At 74.1% G+C, this 19627-nt stretch carries 16 protein-coding genes and 2 pseudogenes; 9 read left to right on the forward strand and 9 right to left on the reverse strand.

Annotated elements, in window-relative coordinates; all coding sequences use genetic code 11:
- Both WDV06_RS30285 and WDV06_RS30290 read right to left on the reverse strand, forming a co-directional pair.
- The coding region (locus WDV06_RS30285; protein ID WP_395513014.1) for a serine/threonine-protein kinase at positions 1–961 on the reverse strand (961 nt) is incomplete at its 3' end.
- A gap of 13 nt (positions 962–974) precedes the next feature.
- Positions 975–1756, reverse strand: a pseudogene (locus WDV06_RS30290) (serine/threonine protein kinase).
- 217 nt (positions 1757–1973) lie between these two features.
- Between WDV06_RS30290 and WDV06_RS30295 the strand changes: the two are divergent.
- A complete protein-coding gene (locus WDV06_RS30295) occupies positions 1974–2915 on the forward strand; it encodes an NAD-dependent epimerase/dehydratase family protein (RefSeq protein WP_395512999.1) in 942 nt (313 codons plus the stop codon).
- Positions 2916–2932: 17 nt separating this feature from the next.
- Positions 2933–6295: an aminotransferase class I/II-fold pyridoxal phosphate-dependent enzyme gene (locus WDV06_RS30300; protein WP_395513000.1), complete on the forward strand. Its 3363-nt coding sequence runs from the start codon at positions 2933–2935 to the stop codon at positions 6293–6295.
- Positions 6296–6305: 10 nt separating this feature from the next.
- On the opposite strand, the gene WDV06_RS30305 is transcribed toward WDV06_RS30300, so the two are convergent.
- The 5 genes from WDV06_RS30305 to WDV06_RS30325 all read right to left on the reverse strand — a co-directional run bounded on the left by WDV06_RS30305 (position 6306) and on the right by WDV06_RS30325 (position 10238).
- Positions 6306–6884 carry a toxin gene (locus WDV06_RS30305; protein WP_395513001.1) on the reverse strand — a complete coding sequence of 193 codons (579 nt, stop codon included), beginning with the start codon at positions 6882–6884 and terminating at the stop codon, positions 6306–6308.
- Positions 6881–7360, reverse strand: a complete 480-nt coding sequence (locus tag WDV06_RS30310; RefSeq protein ID WP_395513002.1) for an XRE family transcriptional regulator — start codon at positions 7358–7360, stop codon at positions 6881–6883. The genes WDV06_RS30305 and WDV06_RS30310 overlap by 4 nt, the downstream gene beginning before the upstream one ends.
- Positions 7361–7664: 304 nt before the next feature.
- Positions 7665–8825, reverse strand: a complete 1161-nt coding sequence (locus WDV06_RS30315) for an MAB_1171c family putative transporter (protein ID WP_395513003.1) — start codon at positions 8823–8825, stop codon at positions 7665–7667.
- A 42-nt stretch (positions 8826–8867) separates the two neighbouring features.
- Positions 8868–9584 (reverse strand): TetR/AcrR family transcriptional regulator, encoded by a 717-nt coding sequence (locus WDV06_RS30320; protein WP_395513004.1) that lies wholly within the window; start codon positions 9582–9584, stop codon positions 8868–8870.
- A gap of 144 nt (positions 9585–9728) precedes the next feature.
- Positions 9729–10238, reverse strand: coding sequence for a GNAT family N-acetyltransferase (locus WDV06_RS30325; RefSeq protein ID WP_395513005.1), 510 nt, complete (start codon positions 10236–10238; stop codon positions 9729–9731).
- A 149-nt stretch (positions 10239–10387) separates the two neighbouring features.
- On the opposite strand from WDV06_RS30325, the gene WDV06_RS30330 reads away from it, so the two are divergent.
- Entirely contained in the window at positions 10388–10957 is a 570-nt protein-coding gene (locus WDV06_RS30330; protein ID WP_395513006.1) for a PadR family transcriptional regulator, read from the forward strand.
- A gap of 41 nt (positions 10958–10998) precedes the next feature.
- Positions 10999–12717, forward strand: a complete 1719-nt coding sequence (locus tag WDV06_RS30335) for an acyl-CoA dehydrogenase family protein (RefSeq protein WP_395513007.1) — start codon at positions 10999–11001, stop codon at positions 12715–12717.
- 55 nt (positions 12718–12772) lie between these two features.
- Here WDV06_RS30335 and WDV06_RS30340 read toward each other — a convergent pair whose 3' ends face one another.
- Complete coding sequence (locus WDV06_RS30340) at positions 12773–13945, reverse strand: agmatine deiminase family protein (protein WP_395513008.1); 1173 nt, start codon at positions 13943–13945, stop codon at positions 12773–12775.
- 107 nt (positions 13946–14052) lie between these two features.
- Positions 14053–14634: a TetR/AcrR family transcriptional regulator gene (locus WDV06_RS30345; RefSeq protein WP_395513009.1), complete on the reverse strand. Its 582-nt coding sequence runs from the start codon at positions 14632–14634 to the stop codon at positions 14053–14055.
- A 131-nt stretch (positions 14635–14765) separates the two neighbouring features.
- Here WDV06_RS30345 and WDV06_RS30350 point away from each other — a divergent pair, with 131 nt between their 5' ends.
- From WDV06_RS30350 to WDV06_RS30370, 5 genes and pseudogenes are all read left to right on the forward strand, one after another.
- A complete protein-coding gene (locus WDV06_RS30350; protein WP_395513010.1) occupies positions 14766–16418 on the forward strand; it encodes a serine/threonine-protein kinase in 1653 nt (550 codons plus the stop codon).
- A 107-nt stretch (positions 16419–16525) separates the two neighbouring features.
- Positions 16526–17686, forward strand: a complete 1161-nt coding sequence (locus tag WDV06_RS30355) for an agmatine deiminase family protein (RefSeq protein WP_395513011.1) — start codon at positions 16526–16528, stop codon at positions 17684–17686.
- A gap of 83 nt (positions 17687–17769) precedes the next feature.
- Positions 17770–18351, forward strand: a complete 582-nt coding sequence (locus tag WDV06_RS30360) for a TetR/AcrR family transcriptional regulator (RefSeq protein ID WP_395513012.1) — start codon at positions 17770–17772, stop codon at positions 18349–18351.
- Between the two features lie 244 nt (positions 18352–18595).
- Positions 18596–19300: an urease subunit gamma gene (gene ureA, locus WDV06_RS30365; protein WP_395513013.1), complete on the forward strand. Its 705-nt coding sequence runs from the start codon at positions 18596–18598 to the stop codon at positions 19298–19300.
- A pseudogene (locus WDV06_RS30370) lies at positions 19297–19627 on the forward strand (urease subunit alpha); the annotation flags it as partial. The gene ureA and the pseudogene WDV06_RS30370, both read left to right, overlap by 4 nt.

Here is a 19627-nt window from a genome sequence, read left to right on the forward strand (position 1 = left end):
CCGCCACCCGGCGGGGGCGGGCGCCGCCGGCCGGCGGGCCCTCCCGCTCGGCGGCGATCCGCCGCAGCAGGCCCTCCGCCGTGTGCGCGGAACGGGCCTCGTGCGTCGGGGCCAGGCAGTCGGCGGCCAGCATCCGCCAGAACTCCGGGACCCCGCCGTCCATGCGCAGGGGCGCGCGCCCGGCCGCGTACTCCAGCACGGCGGCGCCCCGCGCCATCGGCGTGGCGCCGGGGAACAGCGGAGCACCCGAGGCGAATACCTCGTGGATCACCAGGCCCAGGGCCCGGATGTCGGCGCTCGGCCGGACCTGCACGCCCAGCTCCCCGAGCGGCGCCTTCCAGCGCTCGGGCGGGAGGTAGTCGAGGGTGCCCATCGGAGACCCGTGCCCGTGGGTGCCGGTCAGCTCGGTCGCGAGGCCGAAGTCCGGGAGCCTGACCTCCCCGTCCGCGCCGACCAGGACGTCCTCGGGTTTGAGGTCGGCGTGCACCCAGCCGCTGCGGTGCAGATGGGCCGGCCCCTCGCAGATCCCGGTGACCAGCCGGACGCCCTCGGCCTCCGTCAGCCCGGCGTCGATCCGGTCGCGCAGACTGCCCGCGACCCGCTCCATGACCAGCACGATCGCCCCGTCCAGCGCCGCCCGCTCCGGCGCGTCGAGGACCAGGCAGTCCAGCAGCCGGACCAGCCGGGGGTGCCCCGCCCGGGTTCCGAGTTCCACCTCGCGGCGCGCGGCCTCGGCCACGCTGCGGGCCTGGCGCGGCGCGAGGCCGGCCGTCGGCATCACCTTCAGGGCCACCTCGGGTTCCGCCCCGGGCCCCCGGTCCCGGTCCGCCGCCCGGCCCGCGTACACGGTCGCCCAGCCGCCGGCGCCGATCGGCTCGCCGACCACGCACGCCCCCACCCGGTGGCCGGGCAGCAGCGGTTCGGTGTCGGTGCCGTCCCCTGAAGCGCCCGTGCCGCGCAGCCTCGTCGTTCCGCTACCCCCGCACCGCCGTCCCGGCCCGCGACGGCAGCAGCCCGAGGTGCTCCTCCCGTACGATCCCGAACCTGAGCGCCAGGGCGAGCACGGCGTCCCGCTTCCCGTGGTGCCGCTCGCCCCGCCCGGCCCCCGGCGCGGCGGAGACGCCGATCCGCAGCTTCTCCTCGGCCAGGTAGTCGATGTGCGAGCTCACGGCGCGCGCCGTCAGCCGGCCGCACGCGGGATGGCCGCGCAGCCGCTCCACCACCTGCGGGGTGGTCGGCACCGAGACCGGCGACCGGTCCCGCAGCCACGGCTCGCGGAGCGCGACGAGCACCAGGAAGTACGTGGCCGTCTCGTCCAGGGAGTACGCCGTCACCGTGCGGCCCGTCAGCGCCCCGCCCGACCCGGGGGGTCCAGGTACAGGTGGTCGGGGGCGAACACCTGGAAGGAGACCGCCGTGCCGGCGCGGGTGGGCAGCACCACCCGGGAGAACTCGAACGGGATGGGCGCCCCCGCCCGGCGCGGCGGCACCCGCAGGTATTCGCCGGCCCCTTCCGGGTTCTCCACCACGTAGCTCTGGGCGCAACTGTGGTTGCTCAGCTGCCAGTGGTCGTCGGCCACCCTGATCTCCCCGGCCTGCCGGGAGATCGCCGCGTCGTCGAGGCGGAGCCCGCCCCGTCTCCCGGCAGATGGACGACGATGCCGCTCACGAATCCCCCTTGTCCGACGTGTTGACAGACGTCCGGACAGGGACGTTACCCGCTGCGTGCCGGGCCGGACCGTGCCCCTTCGGCCAATTCGGCCGCCCCGGGGGCCGCGCCCTCCCGGCGCGGGACGCGCGGGTGGGCCCGTCGGCCGACCGCGCGGGTCGCCGCAGGGTGGGGAGGCGGAGCGCCGCGGCGGGCCGGACCACCGCGGGACGACGCCGGGGTGCTTCGGACGGGGGCGGGGGTTTCGGCCGCCGTGGCGGGGGCGCGGGCCCCGCCGTACCGGGGGCCCGCGCTAGTGTGCGTACGTGAACACTCATGTCGTCATAGGTTTCGGACCCGCCGGTGCCGCCACCGCCCGGCTCCTCGCCGACCAGGGCCACACGGTGAAGGTCGTCACCACCTCGGGCCGCACCCCGGAGCCCGGGATCGAGCACGTCGCGCTCGACGCGAAGGACAGCGGACGGCTGACCGAGGCGGTACGCGGGGCGTCCGCCCTCTACGGCTGCGGCGGACCGCCCTACCACCGCTGGGCGGCGGAGTGGCCGGCGCTGGCGTCCTCCCTCTGCACGGCGGCCGAGGCGACCGGGGCCGTGCTGGTCCTGCTCGGCAACCTCTACGGGTACGGGCCCGTGGACGGCCCGCTGACCGAGGACCTTCCCCTCGCGGCGACCGGTACCAAGGGACGGGTGCGCGCCGCCGTCTGGGAACGCGCGCGGGACCTGCACCAGCAGGGCCGGATCAGGGCCGTCGAGGTGCGCGCCTCCGACTTCTTCGGGCCCGGCGTCACCGCCGGCGGGCACCTCGCGGCGCAGGTCATGCCGCCGCTGCTGCGCGGCAAGCCGGTCTCCGCGCTCGGCGACCCGGACGCCCCGCACAGCTGGACCTACGTCCCCGACGTGGCCCGGGCCCTGGCGGAGGTCGCGGGCGACGAGCGGGCCTGGGGGCGGGCCTGGCACGTCCCGACCGAACCCGCTCTGTCCGTACGGGAGATGACCCGTCTGCTCGCCGCCGAGGCGGGTACCGGACCGGTCGCGGTACGCCGCGTCCCGCCCCTGGTCCTGGGCTTGGGCGGGCTGTTCTCCCCGCTGCTGCGGGAACTGAAGGAGATCCGCTACCAGTTCGACCGTCCGTTCACGGTCGACTCCACCGCCTACGAGACCGCGTTCGCGGCCCGGGCCACCCCCCTGGACCAGCAGGTCAAGGCGACGGTGGACTGGTGGCGCGAACGGCTGGCCACCACCGGGTGACGGTTCCAGTGAGAGGGATGGATTCCACAGTGGACCCCAGGGGAGCGGGACAGGGGCAGGGGCGGGAACACGGCGGGCGCCGCGACGACATAGCCGTCGTCGGCATGGCCTGCCGGTTCCCGGGGGCGCGGAACCTGAACGAGTACTGGCGGCTCCTGACGGACCCGCGGGCCCAGTTCGGGCGCGTACCCGACACGCGCTGGCGCGCCGACGCCTTCCTCAGCGGCGACTTCCGCGACACGTCCGCCGCCTACACCGACACCATGGCGCTCCTGCCCGACGTGGACCGCTTCGACGCTGCCCATTACGGGATCCCGCCGCGCCGGGCCAAGGCCATGGACCCCCAGCACCGGCTGTTGATCGACCTCGCCCGCGAGGCCGTCCAGGACGCCGGGTGGGAGGCCGACGGCTTCGACCGCGAGGAGACGTCGGTGATCACGGCCCTCACCGACAGCGGCTACCGGGGCCTGACCACCCTTCAGATCCGCATGCGCCAACTGGGCGGAGGAGAGTTCGGGGCCCGTCCCGGCGACGCGCACTGGCGGGAGACCGTCCGCGCCGTCGACGGCATGCAGGGCACCTCCGTGGCCGGGATCCTGCTCAACATGGGCCCCAATACGATCAGTTCGGTCTTCGACCTGCACGGCGAGAGCTACGCCCTGGACTCCGCCTGCTCCGGCGGCCTGATGGCCGTGGCCAACGCCGTCCACGCGCTGCGCTCCGGCCGCACCCGCATCGCCCTCGCGGGCGGTGCCCAGCTGGTCGTCACCCCCGACCTGCTCGTCGGGCTCTGCCGGATCGGCGCCATCTCCCGCAGCGGCCGCTGCCTGCCGTTCGGCGCCGACGCCGACGGCTTCGTCCTCGGCGAGGGCGCCGGGGTACTCGTCCTGCGGCCCCTGGCCGACGCACGGGCCGCCGGCGACCGGGTGTACGCGGTGATCCGCGGCGTCGGCACCGCCAACGACGGCACCGTGCAGGGCGGCATGCACCCCCAGGCCGCCGGACAGCTGCGCGCCCTGCGCCGCGCCTACCGCGACGCCGGCCTGGCCCCCGGAGAGGTCGGCTACCTGGAGGCGCACGGCACCGGCACCACCGTCGGCGATCCCGTCGAACTCGCCGTCCTGCGCGACCTGCGCGGACCGGACGCGGCGCCCGCCCACCTGGGCGCGGTCAAGGCGGTGGTCGGGCACTCCCTGAACTCCGCGGGGCTGGCCGGGCTCATCAAGTCCGTCCTGGCCGTCCAGCGCGGGGTGATCCCCCCGCAGCCGGAGTTCGGGCTCGCCGACCCCTCCCTCCTCGACGCCGCCCGGCTGACCGTGGCCACGGCTCCGGTCCCCTGGCCCCGGGACGGCCGGCCGCGCCGGGCGGGCGTCAGCGCGTTCGGCTTCGGCGGTACCGGCGTGCACCTGGTCGTCGAGGAGCACACCGCGCCGCAGGCCCTCCCGCCGGCGACCGGGGGGCCGTACGTCCTGGCCCTCAGTGCCCGCGACCGCGCCGGGCTGGCCCGGTACGCCCGGGACCTGGCCCGTACCCTCGACGGGGAGCGGCCGCCGCTGGCCGCCGTGGCCGACACCCTGGCCCGCAGGGCCCCGCTCCCCGAACGCCTCACCGTGGAGGTCAAGGACACCGCCGACGCGGTCGCCCGGCTGACCGGCGCGGCCGAGGACGTGGAGGCGGGCCGGGCCCCCGGCCCGTCCGCCGCGGCGGACGGGCCGCCCGGAGAGCGCCTTCCCCCGTGCACCCTGCCGCCGACCCCCCTCGCCCCGCGCCGCCACTGGATCGTGGACGAGTCGGCGCGCGACACCGCCGACCCGGAGCCCGCACCCGCCCCGGACCCGTCCGCGGCGGGGCCGCAGGGGCCGCAGGAGGCGCGGTCCGGCGGGGCGAGCGCCGCGTCCGTCGTCCTCGAAGAGGTGTCGCGGACCGGCGTCTACCCCCTGTCCGACCTGCACGAGGACCAGACGCTCGTCGCCGACCTCGGCTTCGACTCCCTGATGCTGCACGAGCTGGACACGCGGATCGCGAACCGGGTCCCGGGCTTCAGGACCGAGGAGATGTTCTCCCCGGACCTCACCGTCGGCCGCCTGATCGCCCTCGTCGACCCGGACCGCACCGGCCCGAAGGCCCCCGCGCCGCAGCCGGCGCCGCCCACCGAGCCGCGGTGGAGCGCCGACACGGCGAACGTCGACGAGTTCCCGGAGGTGGGCAAGCTCGAACAGCTCCTGGGCACCATCGCCGACACCGGGGCGGCCTTCCCGTACTTCCGCGTCCACGAGGGCACCATCCGCGACACCACCGTCATCGGCGGCCGCCCGTACCTCTCCTTCGGCAGCTACAACTACCTCGGCCTCTCCGGACACCCCGCGGTCAACGAGGCCGTGCACCGGGCCGTGGACCGGTACGGCACCTCGGTCTCCGCGAGCCGCGTCCTGTCCGGCGAACGCGACCTCACCGTCCGCCTCGAACGGGCCCTGACCGAGTTCCTGGGCGTCGGCGACTGCCTGACGCTGGTCAGCGGGCACGCCACCAACGTCACCGCGATCGGGCACCTCGTCGGTCCCGGGGACCTCGTCCTCCACGACGCGCTCTCCCACGACAGCATCCTCCAGGGCTGCGCCCTGTCCGGCGCGGCGCGGCGCCCCTTCGCGCACAACGACGCGGAGCAGCTGGAGCACCTGCTGCGGCTCAACCGGTCCCGGTTCCGCCGGGTGCTGATCGCCGTCGAGGGCGCGTACAGCATGGACGGCGACCTCGTCGACCTCCCCGCCGTGATCGAATTGAAGAAACGTTACGGCGCCCTGCTGATGGTGGACGAGGCGCACAGCATCGGCACCGTCGGCGAACGGGGCCGGGGCGTCGGCGAGTTCTTCGGAGTCGCACGCTCCGACGTGGACCTGTGGATGGGCACCCTCTCCAAGGCCTTCGCCAGCTGCGGCGGCTATCTCGGCGGCTCCGTCCGGATGGTGCGGTGGCTGCGGCACACCCTCCCCGGCTTCGTCTACAGCGTCGGCCTGACCCCGCCCAACGCGGCGGCGGCCCTGGCCGCCACCGAGCTGATGGTGGCGGAGCCGCACCGGGTGGGCGCGCTGCGGCGCAACTCCGAGCTCTTCCTGGGCCTGGCCCGGGCCGCCGGCCTGGCGACCGGTTCCAGCGCCCACACGCCCATCGTGCCGTGCATCCTCGGGGACTCGGCCCGCACCCTGCGCGTCGCGGACGGGCTCTACGCCCGGGGCGTCATCGCCGACCCGATCTTCCACCCCGCCGTGGAGGAGGGGCTGTCGCGGCTGCGGTTCTTCGTCACCGGCGAGCACCGTGAGGAGGACATCCGCCGGGCCGTGGCGGTCCTGGCAGAGGAGGTGGCGTCCGCAGCGGCGCGGTAGGCGGTCCACGTCAGAAGAGGGTGCGTTCGATCCGGCTGAGCATGGCGCTCGTCCCCGGGTCGCCGTCCTCGCCCGCGTCCGCGCCGTGGGACGGGGACGGCGGCTGCTCGGCGCCCTCCATCCGCTGGGCGAGCAGGTAGGCGATGATCTCCGCCTCCTGCTCCTGGACGTCGTCGTAGGTCGCGCGCAGGAGCATGTCGCGCACGAGGTCGGGGTCGAGGTCGGGGAAGAGGAGGCGGGCGGCCGCCTCGTCCAGTCCGCCGGCCCCGCGGTGGCAGCAGATGATGTGGCCCAGCTCGTGCAAGATGATGTGCTCCTGATGCGCGCTGGTGGTGTTGGCGTCGTAGAAGATCAGGTCCTCGTCGCGGGCGGCCACCCACATGCCGCACGGGTGCGACGAGGGCATCTGCATCGGGACCAGGATGATCGGCCGCTCGCGCGCCTCGCCGAGGTGGCGGCAGAGATCGGCGACGTCGGTCACCTCGGGGAGGTCGAGTTCGGCGAGCCGCCGGGCGCCGGCCTTGCGGAGCTTCTTGAGCCGGCTGCGGCGGTCGTGATCGGCGGCCCGCTCCTTCCAGGCGCCCCTCATACGGGCTCGGAGGGGCCGGGTCCGTCGGCCGCGGGGGGTTCGGCGACGGGGGCGTCGGTGACCGGCGGGAGGCCCTGCATCTGCCGGTACTGGTCCATGATGGCCGTGATGGCCTGCAGGTTCTCCTTCTTCATCCCGGCCGCGCGCATGGCCACGGCGCGGACCCCGGACTGCCGCAGCGCCTCGATGGCGGCGACCTGACTGAGGACGGACTCGGCGACCTTGTCGTCGAAGAAGTAGGCGACCGAGACGCCGAAGAACTTGGCCAGGGCCGCGAGGAGGTCGGGTGAGGGGTTGGAGCGCTTCCCCGTCCGCAGCTGCGACAGATAGACGCCCCCGGCCTTGAGTTCGGGGTTGGCCCGCTTCAGCTCCTCCGCCACCTCGGCGTTGGTCCAGTGCTTGCCCTTGGGACGGACCGTCTTGAACAGGTCGTCGAGGCGCCTGGCGAGCAGGGGCCGGTCGTCGCACTCGGTCATGGTGAATCTTCCTCCCGTCACCTCCTCGGTATAGCCCTTGGCTATACGCCAGTTTCACAGAATAGCGGTCAGTTGACAATTGGCCGGGACTCCGCCAACGTTGGGTCTCGCCGATAGCTGCCAGCTAACTCGTCACGGGGGAAGTACGACGGGTTGGCGGGCGGTGAAATCGGACTGGCCCGGCCCTCGGGGGATGGGCCGGGCCAGTCCGGGCGGGAGCCACCCGTCCGGCCCGACGTGAAAAAACGGGGGGAACGGGGGAGACCCGCCCGGTTCGACGGGGGATACGAACCGGGCGGGAGCTTCAACTCGCGGTGCCGAGCTTACTGTAGGCGGCCGCGACTTTGGTGAGCCAGGCCACCTCCGCCGTGAAGTTGTCCGTGTCGCGGTCGTCGAAGTCGCCCGCGTCCTTGTTGTCGTGCGGCATCGTCCCGGCCTGCTTGGCCAGCAGGGCCCGCTTGATCCGCGCCGCCTCCGTGAAGGCCTGCCGGGACTCCTCGTTCTCCTCACCGCCCGACGCGCCGTCCGAACCGCCCACGGTCGTACGGTCGATGTACGGGCGCAGGTCCCGCCACCCGTCGCGTATCTCGACGACCCGGCGGTGCAGCCGGTAGTCCAGGTCCGAGACCGAGGCGCCCGGCGGCTCCAGGGCGATGTCCGGGGAGGACTCGTACAGGTCCCGCCAGAGCGGGTACAGCGCCCGGTACGAGCGGTAGCTGCGGCCCCACGCCAGCAGCCGGGAAGCCGCCGGCCCCCACGAGGAGTTGGTCAGGCCGAGCGACAGGATGACGATGCCGGCGGCGCTGAAGAGGTTCGAGGCCAGCTTCCAGGCGCCGATGTCGACCCCCGCCGCGGCCGTCAGGATGTTGACCGTCCGGCACGAGCAGTACAGGAACAGCACCACGGCCGCCACCCGCAGCATCCGCAGCGCCTGCCGCAGCGACGCGTTGTCCGTCATCCGGGCGTACGAGCCGCACTGGCGGAAGATGGTCACGCACGGCAGCGCCTGGGAGGCGATGAACGCCAGCAGGTAGACCAGGACCAGCGGCTGCCCGCTGCCCGTGTCGAAGTCCGAGGACGGCCGGGAGGTGCCGTCGGCGAGGAGGAAGAGGGCCACCAGGGCCGCGTCGAGCGCGCTCCCGGTGATCAGCCACCACCGCGTCTTGCTCCGCGCCTCCTCGTCGGACGCCGCCCACCGCAGCAGGATGATCTCCGCGGCCACGCAGAACGCCACCGCCGACAGGTGCATGAGGAGGATGGCGAGGTTGCCCACGCCCAGGAAGGCCGGGCCGCCCATGGCCACGGCGCCCATGGTGAAGGTGAAGCACTGGAGGACCAGTGTGGCGATCAGCGTCCAGTAGGCGCTGTCGTGCCGGCTGCGCCGCGCCTGGCACAGCCGGTAGATGAGCGCGGCGTACGAGGAGAGCGCCGCGATGACGAAGCAGAGGGTTCTGATGGTGTTCAAGGCCTGGTTTCCTGCAGGGTGCCGCGGGGGCGGCAGAAGGGGTCAGTCGGTGGGTTCGCCCAGCGGGACGTCGAGCCCGATGGCCTCGGCCGCCACGGCGATGGCGTAGTCGAAGTACGCGGCCTCGTCCTTGACGCTGTCGTGGGTGCGGCTGAAGACCTGGAACACCAGGAGCCCGATGAGGTTGCTCCACAGCACGATGCCGCGCTCGATGATGTCCGAGAACGGTGCCTCGGGCACCCCGCCGAACGCCTCGACGGCGGCCGGCAGCAGCAGCGGGGGACCGGGCAGCACGCGCCGCGGCGGGGTCAGTTCGCCGCCCTCCAGCGCCGCCCGGACGATCCCGGCGAGTACGGCGGGGGTCCGCGCGGCGGCCGGGACGGTGTCCTGCGGGGCGTGGTAGCCCGGTACCGGCGAACCGTAGATCAGCGTGAACTCGCCGGGGTTCGCGAAGGACCACCGGCGCAGCGCGCGCGTGACGGCCAGCAGCCGGGCCCCCGCCGGAGCACCGGCCGTGTCGGCCCGCTCCATCGCGGCGCCCGAGGCGTCGTAGGCGTCGACGACCAGTGCGGTCAGCAGGTCGTCCCGGTGCGGGAAGACGGCCTCGACCTCGGAGCGGCCGAGCCCGGCGGCCCGCGCCACGCCCTCCAGGGACAGCCCCGCCGCCCCCACTTCCACCAGCTGCCGGCGGGCGGCCTCCTTGATCGCCCCTGCCCGCGCCGACGCGTCGTCGTTCGAACTCATTGCTGAAACGTCCATGCCGGAACCGTACCCGGCACCCCGAACGGCCGTGGTCCCGCACCGGGAGCGGTCGACGCCGACCGCCGGGATCCGGCCACGGCGGTATGGCGCGTTCTGCCCCGCGCGGGCCCGGGCGGCGTCAGGCGGCGGACCGGCGCAGGGTCAGGCGGCGGACCGGCGCAGGGTCAGGACGCGGGTGGTGCCGCCGTCCTCCTCGGTGACGTCCCGCACGTGCTCGAAGCCGATGCGCTCCAGCAGGCCCAGCGAGGCAGCGTTCTCCGCCGCCACGGTCGCGTGCACCTCGGCCAGCCCCAGGACCTCGAAGCCGTAGGCCGTCAGGGCGCCCGCCAGCTCGCTCCCCAGCCCCGCACCCCAGACCGAGGGGGCCAGCGCGTAGATGATCTCGTACCCGGCGACCGCGTCGGTCCGCTTGATCTCGGCGTGCCCGATCAGCTCGCCGGCGCGGCGGACGGCCCACACGTCGAACAGGTCCCCGGCGTAGACCTTGGTGAAGATCCGGCCGAACAGGGCCCGGTTCTCCTCCTCGGAGACGGGGCCGTCCCCCATCCACCGCGACACCCGCTCGTCCTGGAAGAGGGCCACGAAGTCCTCCTCGTCGCCGGGTACGTAGGGGGTCAGCAGCAGGCGCTCGGTGTGCAGGGGGGAGGTCATGGCCGACGACGGTAGCCAGCGGGTGCCGGGGCGGCAAACGCATATCCGGCCGGCCGGCCGGCCGGCCGGCGGGCGGGCGGCCGCCGGGTGAGCCGCATCTCACCGGTCCGGGCTTGTCTATGCAACGAGTTGCATAGAAAGATCGGAGCATGGCGCTCGACCACGCGATCCTCGTCTCCCTCCTGGAGATGCCGGGCTCCGGCTACGAACTGGCCCGGCGGTTCGACCGGTCCATCGGCTACTTCTGGACCGCCACGCACCAGCAGATCTACCGCGTCCTGGCCCGCATGGCCGGCGACGGCCTGCTCACCGTCCGGGAGGTGCCCCAGCAGGGGCGGCCGGACAAGAAGGAGTACTCCGTCGCCGCCCCCGGCCGCGCCGCCCTCTCCCGCTGGCTGCACGACCCGATCGAGCCCGAGAGCATGCGCCACGAGCTCGCGGTCAAGATCCGCGGCGCGGCCTTCGACGACCCGGCCGCCCTGATCCGCGAGGTCGAACGGCACCACCGCGCCCACACCGACCGCCTCGCCCACTACCTCGCGGGCGAGCGGCGCGACTTCACCGGGCCCGGCGCCCCCGGCCCGCTCGACGCCGGGCAGGAACTCCAGCACGTCGTGCTGCGCGGCGGCATCGCGTACGAGCGGATGACCATCGCCTGGCTGGACGACGTCCTCGCCACCCTGCACCGCCTCGGCGCGACGCCACCACCGTCCGCCTGACCGCACCCCACCCACCACCACCTCCCGGAAGGCGACCCCTCATGGCCGACTCCCTCCTCTTCAACCCGCGCACCTACGACCCGGCGCACTTCGACCCCGAGACCCGCCGTCTGCTGCGCGCCACGGTCGACTGGTTCGAAGAGCGCGGGAAGCGCCGCCTGCTGGAGGACTACCGCACCCGCGCCTGGCTCGCGGACTTCCTCGCCTTCGCCGCCAAGGAGGACCTGTTCGCCACCTTCCTCACCCCGGCCTCCGTCGCCGGCCGGGAGGACCAGCGCTGGGACACGGCCCGCATCGCCGCCCTCAACGAGATCCTCGGCTTCTACGGCCTCGACTACTGGTACGCCTGGCAGGTGACGATCCTCGGCCTCGGCCCGGTCTGGCAGAGCGACAACGCCGCCGCCCGCGCCCGCGCCGCCGAACTCCTCGCCCAGGGCGAGGTGTTCGCCTTCGGCCTGTCGGAGCGGACCCACGGCGCCGACATCTATTCCACCGACATGCTCCTGGAGCCCGACGGCGACGGAGGCTTCCTGGCGACCGGCTCCAAGTACTACATCGGCAACGGCAACGCCGCCGGTCTGGTCTCCGTCTTCGGCCGCCGCACCGACGTCGAGGGCCCGGACGGCTACGTCTTCTTCGCCGCCGACAGCCGCCACCCCGCGTACGGGCTCGTCCAGAACGTGGTCCACTCCTCGAAGTACGTCAGCGAGTTCCGCCTGGAGCGCTACCCCGTCGCCGCCGAGGACGTGCTGCACACCGGACGCGCCGCCTTCGACGCCGCCCTCAACACCGTCAACGTCGGCAAGTTCAACCTCTGCACCGCCTCCATCGGCATCTGCGAGCACGCGATGTACGAGGCCGTCACCCACGCGCAGAACCGGGTCCTCTACGGGCGCCCCGTCACCGCCTTCCCGCACGTGCGACGCGAGCTGGCCGACGCCTACGTCCGCCTCGTCGGCATGAAGCTCTTCAGCGACCGTGCCGTGGACTACTTCCGCTCCGCCGGTCCCGAGGACCGCCGCTACCTCCTCTTCAACCCGATGACGAAGATGAAGGTGACCACGGAGGGCGAGAAGGTCATCGACCTGATGTGGGACGTCATCGCCGCCAAGGGCTTCGAGAAGGACACCTACTTCGCCAACGCCGCGGTCGAGATCCGGGGCCTGCCCAAGCTCGAAGGCACCGTCCACGTCAACCTGGCGCTGATCCTCAAGTTCCTGCGCAACCACCTGCTGGAGCCGGTCGAGTACCCGGCCGTGCCCACCCGACTCGACGCGGCCGACGACGGCTTCCTCTTCCGGCAGGGCCCCGCCCGCGGCCTGGGCTCCGTCCGCTTCCACGACTGGCGGCCCGCCTACGACGCGTACGCCGACGTGCCCAACGTCGCCCGCTTCCGCGAGCAGGCCGACGCCCTGTGCGAGTTCGTCTCCACCGTCGCCCCCGACGAGGCGCAGAGCCGGGACCTGGACTTCCTGCTGTCCGTCGGCCAGCTCTTCGCCCTCGTGGTGCACGGCCAGCTGATCCTGGAGCAGGCCCGCCTGACGGACCTGGACCGCGACGTCCTCGACGAACTGTTCTCCGTCCTCGTCCGCGACTTCTCCGGCCACGCCGTCGAACTGCACGGCAAGGACTCCGCGACCGAGGCGCAGCAGGCCTGGGCGCTCGGCGCGGTGCGCCGCCCGGTCGTCGACGAGGCCCGCGCGGCCCGGGTCTGGGAGCGCGTCGAAGCGCTCTCGGGGGCGTACGAGATGGCGCCGTAACGGTGTCCCGTCCGCCGGCCGGGCCTCGGGCCCGGCCGGGCGGGTGTGCGTCCGCTCAGGCGGCGGGCTTGCCGGGCTGGTCGTGGGTGGAGCAGTGGATGCCGCCGCCGCCCGAGGCGATCGTGTCGATCTGCACCTGGACCACGTCCCGCTTCGGGAAGTGCTCCTGGAGGATGCCGCGGGCGCGGTCGTCGGCCCGTCGGTCGCCGAACCGGGGCAGGAACACCGCGCCGTTGGCCACGTAGAAGTTGGCGTAGGTGGAGACGAAGTCGTCGCCCCGGCCCGTGATCAGGTCCAGGTCGGGCTGGGGCAGGTCGATGATCTCGAAGCGCCGGCCGCGGGCGTCCGTGGTCTTCGACAGGACGGACTTCGCCTGGTCGGCGGAGCGGGACCAGGAGTCCGGCGGGGTGTTCGGGTGCGCGCGGTCCAGCAGCACCACACCGGGCGCGGCGAAGCGGACGAGGCTGTCGACGTGGGCGTCGGTGATGTCCTGGCCGCGCACCCCGGCCAGCCAGACCACCTTCTCCACCCCGAGGGTCTTCTTGAGCTCCGCCTCGATCGTGTCCCGGGACTTCCCCCGGTTGCGGTTGTCGTTGACGATCGAGCTCTCGGTGACGAGCAGGGTGCCCTCTCCGTCGGTCTCGAAAGAGCCGCCCTCCGCGACCAGCGGGGCCTGGACCCGGGGGATGCCGTACCTCTGCAGCAGGGCCCGGCCGACCCCGGCGTCGTTGCCGTGCTGCTGCTTGCCGCCCCAGCCGTTGAAGTTGAAGTCCACGCCGACGACCTTCCCGGCCTCCTCGACGAACACGGGGACGGTGTCGCGGGCCCACAGGTCGTCGACGGCCAGCGGGATGACCTCGACCCGGTCCCCGCAGGCCCGCTGGGCCGCGTCCGCCTGGTCGGGCCGGGCCATCATCACCACCGCCTCGTACGTCCCGACGGCCCGGGCGATCCGGGCGATGTCCTCGCGGACGGAGGGCAGGTCCTTGTCCCACACCCCGGCGGCGATCGCCGGCCAGGCCATGAACGTACGGGTGTGGCTCTCCCACTCCGCACCGAGCCGGCGCTTCGTGCCGCTTCCGGCGGCCCGGCCGGGAGTGCCGGCCGCGGTGCCGGGGCGCTCGCCGGCGCCGTCGGCAGGGCCGCAGCCCACGGCACCGAGCGCGAAGGCGCCGAGGCCGGCGAGGGTGCGCAGGACGGTCCGGCGGGTGGGGGGAGGGTTCGTCACGGGAACTCCGATCGTGGAATCGTCCTGCCACCATGGCACTGACTGAAAATTCAGTCAAACCGCCGCGCGGGCCGGGGCCCCGATCGGCCCAGGGCCCCCCGGGTCCCTCAGCCCAGCCGGTCGACCTCCACGCGGACCGCCTCGCGCATCAGGTGGCGGGCGTGCCCCAGCGGGAGCATGCCGCTGAGCCGGCGCACGCTCAGCCCCTCCAGCAGGGCGGTCAGCCGCTCGGCGGCGCCCGTGACCCGGGCGGGCCCCGCACCCGGGCGGACGGCGGCGATCAGCTCGGCGACCTCGGCCACCCAGGCGGCGCCGGCCGCCGCGAGCTCCTCGCGGAGCTCCGGGTCGAAGACGGTGTGGGCCCGCAGCTCCCCCCAGGCCGTGCTGTTCTCGCGGACCTCGGGCAGCTCCTGGAACTCCAGCAGCAGGGTCCGTTCCAGCAGCTCGCGGGGGTCGGCGGGGCGCTGTCCGGCGGCTCCGTCCGGGGGCTCGGTGTACCGGTCGGCCCGGTCCCCGATGAAGGCCAGGGCCTGCCGCAGGATGCCCGGCCGGTCCTTGAAGTGGTAGTAGACCAGGGCGGTGGACACCCCCGCCTCGGCCGCCAGTTCCGTCACCCGCAGCCCGCGGACCCCCCGGCGTGCGATGACGCGGGCGGCGGCCTCAAGGATGGTCCGTCTGCGGTCCGTCACGGTGTGGTCCTTCCCCGGGGGAACCCGTCGGGCGGTGTGAGGCACGTATTGTCACACGTTGACTGAAACTTTAGTTAGGGAGACGATGCGAACCGGCCACCTGATCTGCCGCATCGTGGAAAGAGCACCGCATGTCCGACCAGCTTCCCGGCGTACAGCCCGTTCCCGCGGGACTCACCGCCGACGACCCCCGCGAGATCGGCGGCTACCGCCTCCACGCCCGGCTGGGCGCGGGCGGGATGGGGGTGGTCTACCTCGCGTACACGCCCGGCGGCCGCCCGATCGCACTGAAGGCCGTGCGCGCCGAGTTCGCGGCGGATCCCGAGTTCCGCGAGCGGTTCGCCCGCGAGGTGGCCAGCGCCCGCCGGATCCACGGCCTGTTCACGGCGCAGGTGGTCGATTTCGGTGTCGACGAGCGCACCCCCTGGCTGGCCACCGCGTACGTACCCGGTCCCTCCCTGCACGAGGTGGTGCGCCGGCACGGCCCGCTGCCCGTGCGGACGGCGCTGCTGCTGGTCGCGGGCATCGCGGAGGCGCTCCAGGCCATCCACGCGGCCGGGGTCGTCCACCGGGACCTCAAGCCGGCGAACGTGCTGATCGCGGGGGACGGCCCCCGGGTGATCGACTTCGGCATCGCGCACGCGGCGGACTCCTCCGCGCTGACCGGGACCGGGCTGCGGGTCGGCACCGCCGCCTTCATGGCACCCGAGCAGGCCCTCGGCCACCGGGTCACCCCGGCCACCGACGTCTTCGCCCTGGGCGCCCTCACCGCGTACGTGGCGGGCGGCACGCCGCCCTTCGGGCCGGGGCCCGAGTCCACCGCCCTGTACCGCGTGGTCCACGAGCACCCCGACCTGACGCGGACCCCCGCCGAGCTGCGCGAGCTGGTGGCGTGGTGCCTGGCGAAGCAGCCCGGGGGCCGCCCGGCCACCGCCGAGCTGATCGCTTACGTCCACGCGCACCCCGCGGTCGGCCGGCGGCCGGAGTTCACCGACGGCTGGCTGCCCCGGCCGGTCCGGGAGGAGGTCGGCGGCCCCGGGCGGGCGCCCGCCCCGGGGGAGTCCGGGCCGGCCTCCCACGCGCCGACGGCCCTGGCGGCCACCGCCGCGGCGCCCGCCCCCGCAGCCCCCCGGCCCGGTGCGCCCGCCCCCGCGCAGCTGCCCGGCTTCCCCGGCGCGGCGCCGGTACCGGCAGCGGCGTCAGGGCCCGGCCCCGCACAGGTCCCCGGCCGCCGGTCAGCCCGGCGGGGGCGGCGGCTGCCCGCCGTGGCCGGGGCGGTGGCCTTGACCCTGCTGGTCTGCGGCGGGGCCGCGTACTACCTGGACGGAGACCCGGACGAGGGGGCCGCCGCCTCGGCCGAGGACCGGGCCCCGGCCGGCGGGGAGCCCGCCGAGCGGCCGTCCCCGTCCCCCACCCGCTATCCGGCCGGGTACACCCGGGTCGAGCTGACGGCCCCCGACACCGGCTACGAGTTCGACCTGAAGGCCGGGAAGGTGGTGCCCGCCGACTCCGCCACCTGGTTCCTCGCGCGGGAGGCCCAGTCCTTCGTGCCCTCCGAGGAGTCCGACTCCTTCGTCTCCGACGGCGAGGGGCTCACGGTCCCCGCCTGCCTCCATGGCATCGAGACCAAGCCCGTCACCACCCTGCCCTTCACCGCCCTGGCGGGGGAGCGGCCGTTCTGCGTCCGCAGCCCCGACCGGCGCGAGCTGGCCGTCGTCCGGCTGCGCAGGGCGGCCGCCGCCGGGCCCGTCACGATCGTCGTGGACCAGTACCACCTGGGCTGATCCGAAAGCACTCCCGCGGAACCCATTCCTCCCCTCCTCTTGACTGAATTTTCAGTCAGCGCAAGGATGTCGATCATTCCCCGCCCCTTCCTCATCAGGGAGCCCCCATGGAATCGCCCACCACCTCCCGCCGCCGGCTGCTCCAACTGGGCGCGGCGGCCCTGCCGCTGGCGGCCCTCGGTTCGGCCCTCCCCTCCGCCCCGGCCCGCGCCGCGGGCGCCCCGGCCGGGCTGACGATGCCCGCCGAGACCGACGCGCACGTCCGTACGTACATGGCCTGGCCCGCCCTCTCCCGTGTCTGGGGCAGCAGCGGGCTGGCCGGCGTGCGCGCGGACATCGCGAACGTCGCCCACGCCATCTCCCGCTTCGAGCCGGTCGTGGTGCTCGCCCGCCCCGGACAGGCCGCCGACGCCCGCTACCAGTGCGGCCGCGGGGCCCGCCACGCCATCGACGTCATCGAGATACCGGTCGACGACCTGTGGATCCGCGACTTCGGCCCCACCTTCCTGGCGGGCCCGGGGGCCGTGGCCGGCGTGGACACCAACTTCAACGGCTGGGGCAAGGCGGGCACCCCGTACGCCCAGCCCTACGCCAACGACGCCGCGGCCGCCGGCATCCTCCTCGGCGAGTACGCCGTGAACCGGATCCAGGCGGGCTTCACCGGCGAGGGCGGCTCGCTGGAGACCGACGGCGAGGGGACCCTGCTGGCCACCGTCAGCTCGCTGGTGAACGCCAACCGCAACCCCGGCATGACGCAGCAGCAGGTGGAGCAGGAGCTGAAGACCGCGCTCGGTATCGAGAAGGTCATCTGGGCGCCGGGCCTGGCGGGCGCGGACATCACCGACTGCCACATCGACTGCCTGGCCCGCTTCACGGCCCCGGGCAAGGTCATCCTCGACCGGCCCGGACCCGGCACGGACCCCAAGTGGGTCGCGGTCTACGAGGAGACCAGGAAGGTATTGCAGTCCGCCACCGACGCCCGGGGCCGGCGGCTGGCCGTCACCGAGCTGCCCGGCCCGGACCGCAAGAAGATCACCGGCAAGGGGGAGGAGTTCCTGTCGAGCTACACCAACTACTACACCCCGAACGGCGCGGTGATCGCTCCCCGCTTCGGCGACGCCTACGCGGACGGCGTGGCCTACGACGTCCTGCAGGCCGCCTACCCCGGCCGGGAGGTGGTCCAGGTCGTCATCGACGGCATCGCGAGCGGCGGCGGCGGCGTCCACTGCGCCACCCAGTCGCACCCGGCCGTCCCGCCGGCGGTCTGATGGCCGGCGTGCCCCGGCAGGTCCGCCGGGCCGGGGACGGGCCGCGTGCGCCCGTGGCCGAACGCCCCGGTAAGGTGCGGGGCATGGCGTCTCGCAGCACTCAGATCCTCGAAGCGGCCGCCCGGGTGATCGCCCGGCGCGGGGTGCGCGGGCTGCGCGTGGAAGAACTCGCGGCCGAGGCCGGGGTGTCCACGGCGCTGATCTACTACCACTTCAAGGACCGTACCGGGGTCCTGCGCCAGACCCTTGAGTTCATCAACGACCGGGCCGAGCGGTACACCACCGACCGTGACCCCGACGCGCCTCCCCTCACCCCGAGGGAGGAGCTGGACGAGACGCTGCTGCTGGAGCTCCAGGACACCGTGGAGGTCCGGGAGAACAGCTCGGCCTGGGGTGAGCTGCGGGCCAGCGCCGTCTTCGACGAGGTGCTGCGCGAGGACCTCGCCCGGGCCACCCTGGTGTGGGTCCAGGAGGTCGCCGCACTGCTGGGGCAGGTCCAGCCGATGGCGACGGCCTCCGCGCTCGCCGCGGCCGCCGAACGTCTCACCGCCCTGCTGGAGGGCCTGAGCATGCGCTGGCTCAGCGGCGGGATCCGGATCGGCCACGCGCGCGAGCTGATGCGCGGGGCCATCGACGCCGAGCTGGCCGGACTCCAGCGCTACTGAGGGGTCCCGCCCCGTTCCTCCCCGCCCCGTTGGGCCGCCTCCCCGGCCTGCCCGGACGCCACCGCGTGGTCACCGCGTGGTCACCGCGTCGTCCTGTCCTGCCGCAGGCCGGGGCCTTTCCTCGCCATAACCATTGACTGAATTTTCAGTCAGTGCCACAGTTCCTCGCGTCGCCCGGAGTCATCCACGGGCCGGCGCAATCCAAAGGAATAATCATGAACGTTTCCCGTAGGCGGTGGTCCCCGTGCCGCTGACACCCACCGAACGCGACCGGCTCCTGCTGTTCAGCGCCGCGGAGCTGGCCCGGGCCCGGCGTGCGCGGGGCCTGCGGCTCAACGTCCCGGAGGCCACGGCGCTGATCGCGGACACGGTGTGCGAGGCCGCCCGCGACGGGGTCCGCCTCGCCGACGCCCTCGAACGCGGACGCTCCGTCCTGGGCCCCGACGACGTGCTGCCGGGGGTGGTGGACATCGTGACCGAGGTGATGGTCGAGGCCGTCTTCGAGGACGGCACCCGCCTCGCGGCGGTCGGCGACCCCTTCGGCGCGCAGCCCCGGGACGACGCCGCCCCCGGCGCCGTCCTGCCCGGCTCCGGCACGGTCGACGAGCCGGAGCCCGCGCTCACCCTGGCCGTGCGCAACACCGCCGCCGTGCCGGTGAGCGTCACCTCGCACTTCCACTTCTTCGAGGCCAACCCCCGCCTCGACTTCGACCGGGCCGCCGCCTACGGCATGCGGCTGGCGGTCGCGGCAGGCTCCTCCACGCGTTTCGACTCCGGCGCCGTCGTCGAGGTCGGCCTGGTCCCGATCGGCGGCGACCGGATCGCGATCGGCTTCGCGGGCCTGGTCGACGGCCCGCTCGACGCCCCCGGCGCCAAGGCCGAGGCCCTGGCCCGCGCCGCCGCCTGCGGCTACCTCGGCGCGGTGGCTCCGGAAGGGAGCGCGGCATGAGCAGACCGTCCCGCCACGGCGACCACTGCGCCCCCGGCAGCCGGCACACAGACCCGTACGAGTACGCCACGGTGCACGGCCCCCGCGCGGGGGACCGGGTCCGGCTCGGCGACTCGGGACTCGTCGTCCGGGTGGAGTCGGACGCGCAGAAGCCCGGTGACGAGTTCCTGGCCGGCTTCGGCAAGACCGCCCGCGACGGCCTGCACCTCAAGGCCGCCGCCGTCCGCGAGACCTGCGACGCGGTGATCACCAACGTCCTGGTCATCGACGCGGTGCTCGGCATCAAGAAGGTCTCCATCGGCATCCGCGAGGGCCGGATCCACGCCA

The organism is Streptomyces racemochromogenes, assembly GCF_044129415.1.
In the GTDB taxonomy this organism is placed as follows: Bacteria; Actinomycetota; Actinomycetes; order Streptomycetales; family Streptomycetaceae; genus Streptomyces; species Streptomyces racemochromogenes_A.

What these genes read in the sequence shown, in the direction of transcription:
- WDV06_RS30300 (WP_395513000.1), top strand. Translation starts at nt 2,933, where the DNA reads ATGGATTCCACAGTGGACCCCAGGGGAGCGGGACAGGGGCAGGGGCGG.
- WDV06_RS30305 (WP_395513001.1), bottom strand. Translation starts at nt 6,884, where the DNA reads ATGAGGGGCGCCTGGAAGGAGCGGGCCGCCGATCACGACCGCCGCAGC.
- WDV06_RS30310 (WP_395513002.1), bottom strand. Translation starts at nt 7,360, where the DNA reads ATGACCGAGTGCGACGACCGGCCCCTGCTCGCCAGGCGCCTCGACGAC.
- WDV06_RS30320 (WP_395513004.1), bottom strand. Translation starts at nt 9,584, where the DNA reads ATGGACGTTTCAGCAATGAGTTCGAACGACGACGCGTCGGCGCGGGCA.
- WDV06_RS30325 (WP_395513005.1), bottom strand. Translation starts at nt 10,238, where the DNA reads ATGACCTCCCCCCTGCACACCGAGCGCCTGCTGCTGACCCCCTACGTA.
- WDV06_RS30330 (WP_395513006.1), top strand. Translation starts at nt 10,388, where the DNA reads ATGGCGCTCGACCACGCGATCCTCGTCTCCCTCCTGGAGATGCCGGGC.
- WDV06_RS30335 (WP_395513007.1), top strand. Translation starts at nt 10,999, where the DNA reads ATGGCCGACTCCCTCCTCTTCAACCCGCGCACCTACGACCCGGCGCAC.
- WDV06_RS30350 (WP_395513010.1), top strand. Translation starts at nt 14,766, where the DNA reads ATGTCCGACCAGCTTCCCGGCGTACAGCCCGTTCCCGCGGGACTCACC.
- WDV06_RS30355 (WP_395513011.1), top strand. Translation starts at nt 16,526, where the DNA reads ATGGAATCGCCCACCACCTCCCGCCGCCGGCTGCTCCAACTGGGCGCG.
- WDV06_RS30360 (WP_395513012.1), top strand. Translation starts at nt 17,770, where the DNA reads ATGGCGTCTCGCAGCACTCAGATCCTCGAAGCGGCCGCCCGGGTGATC.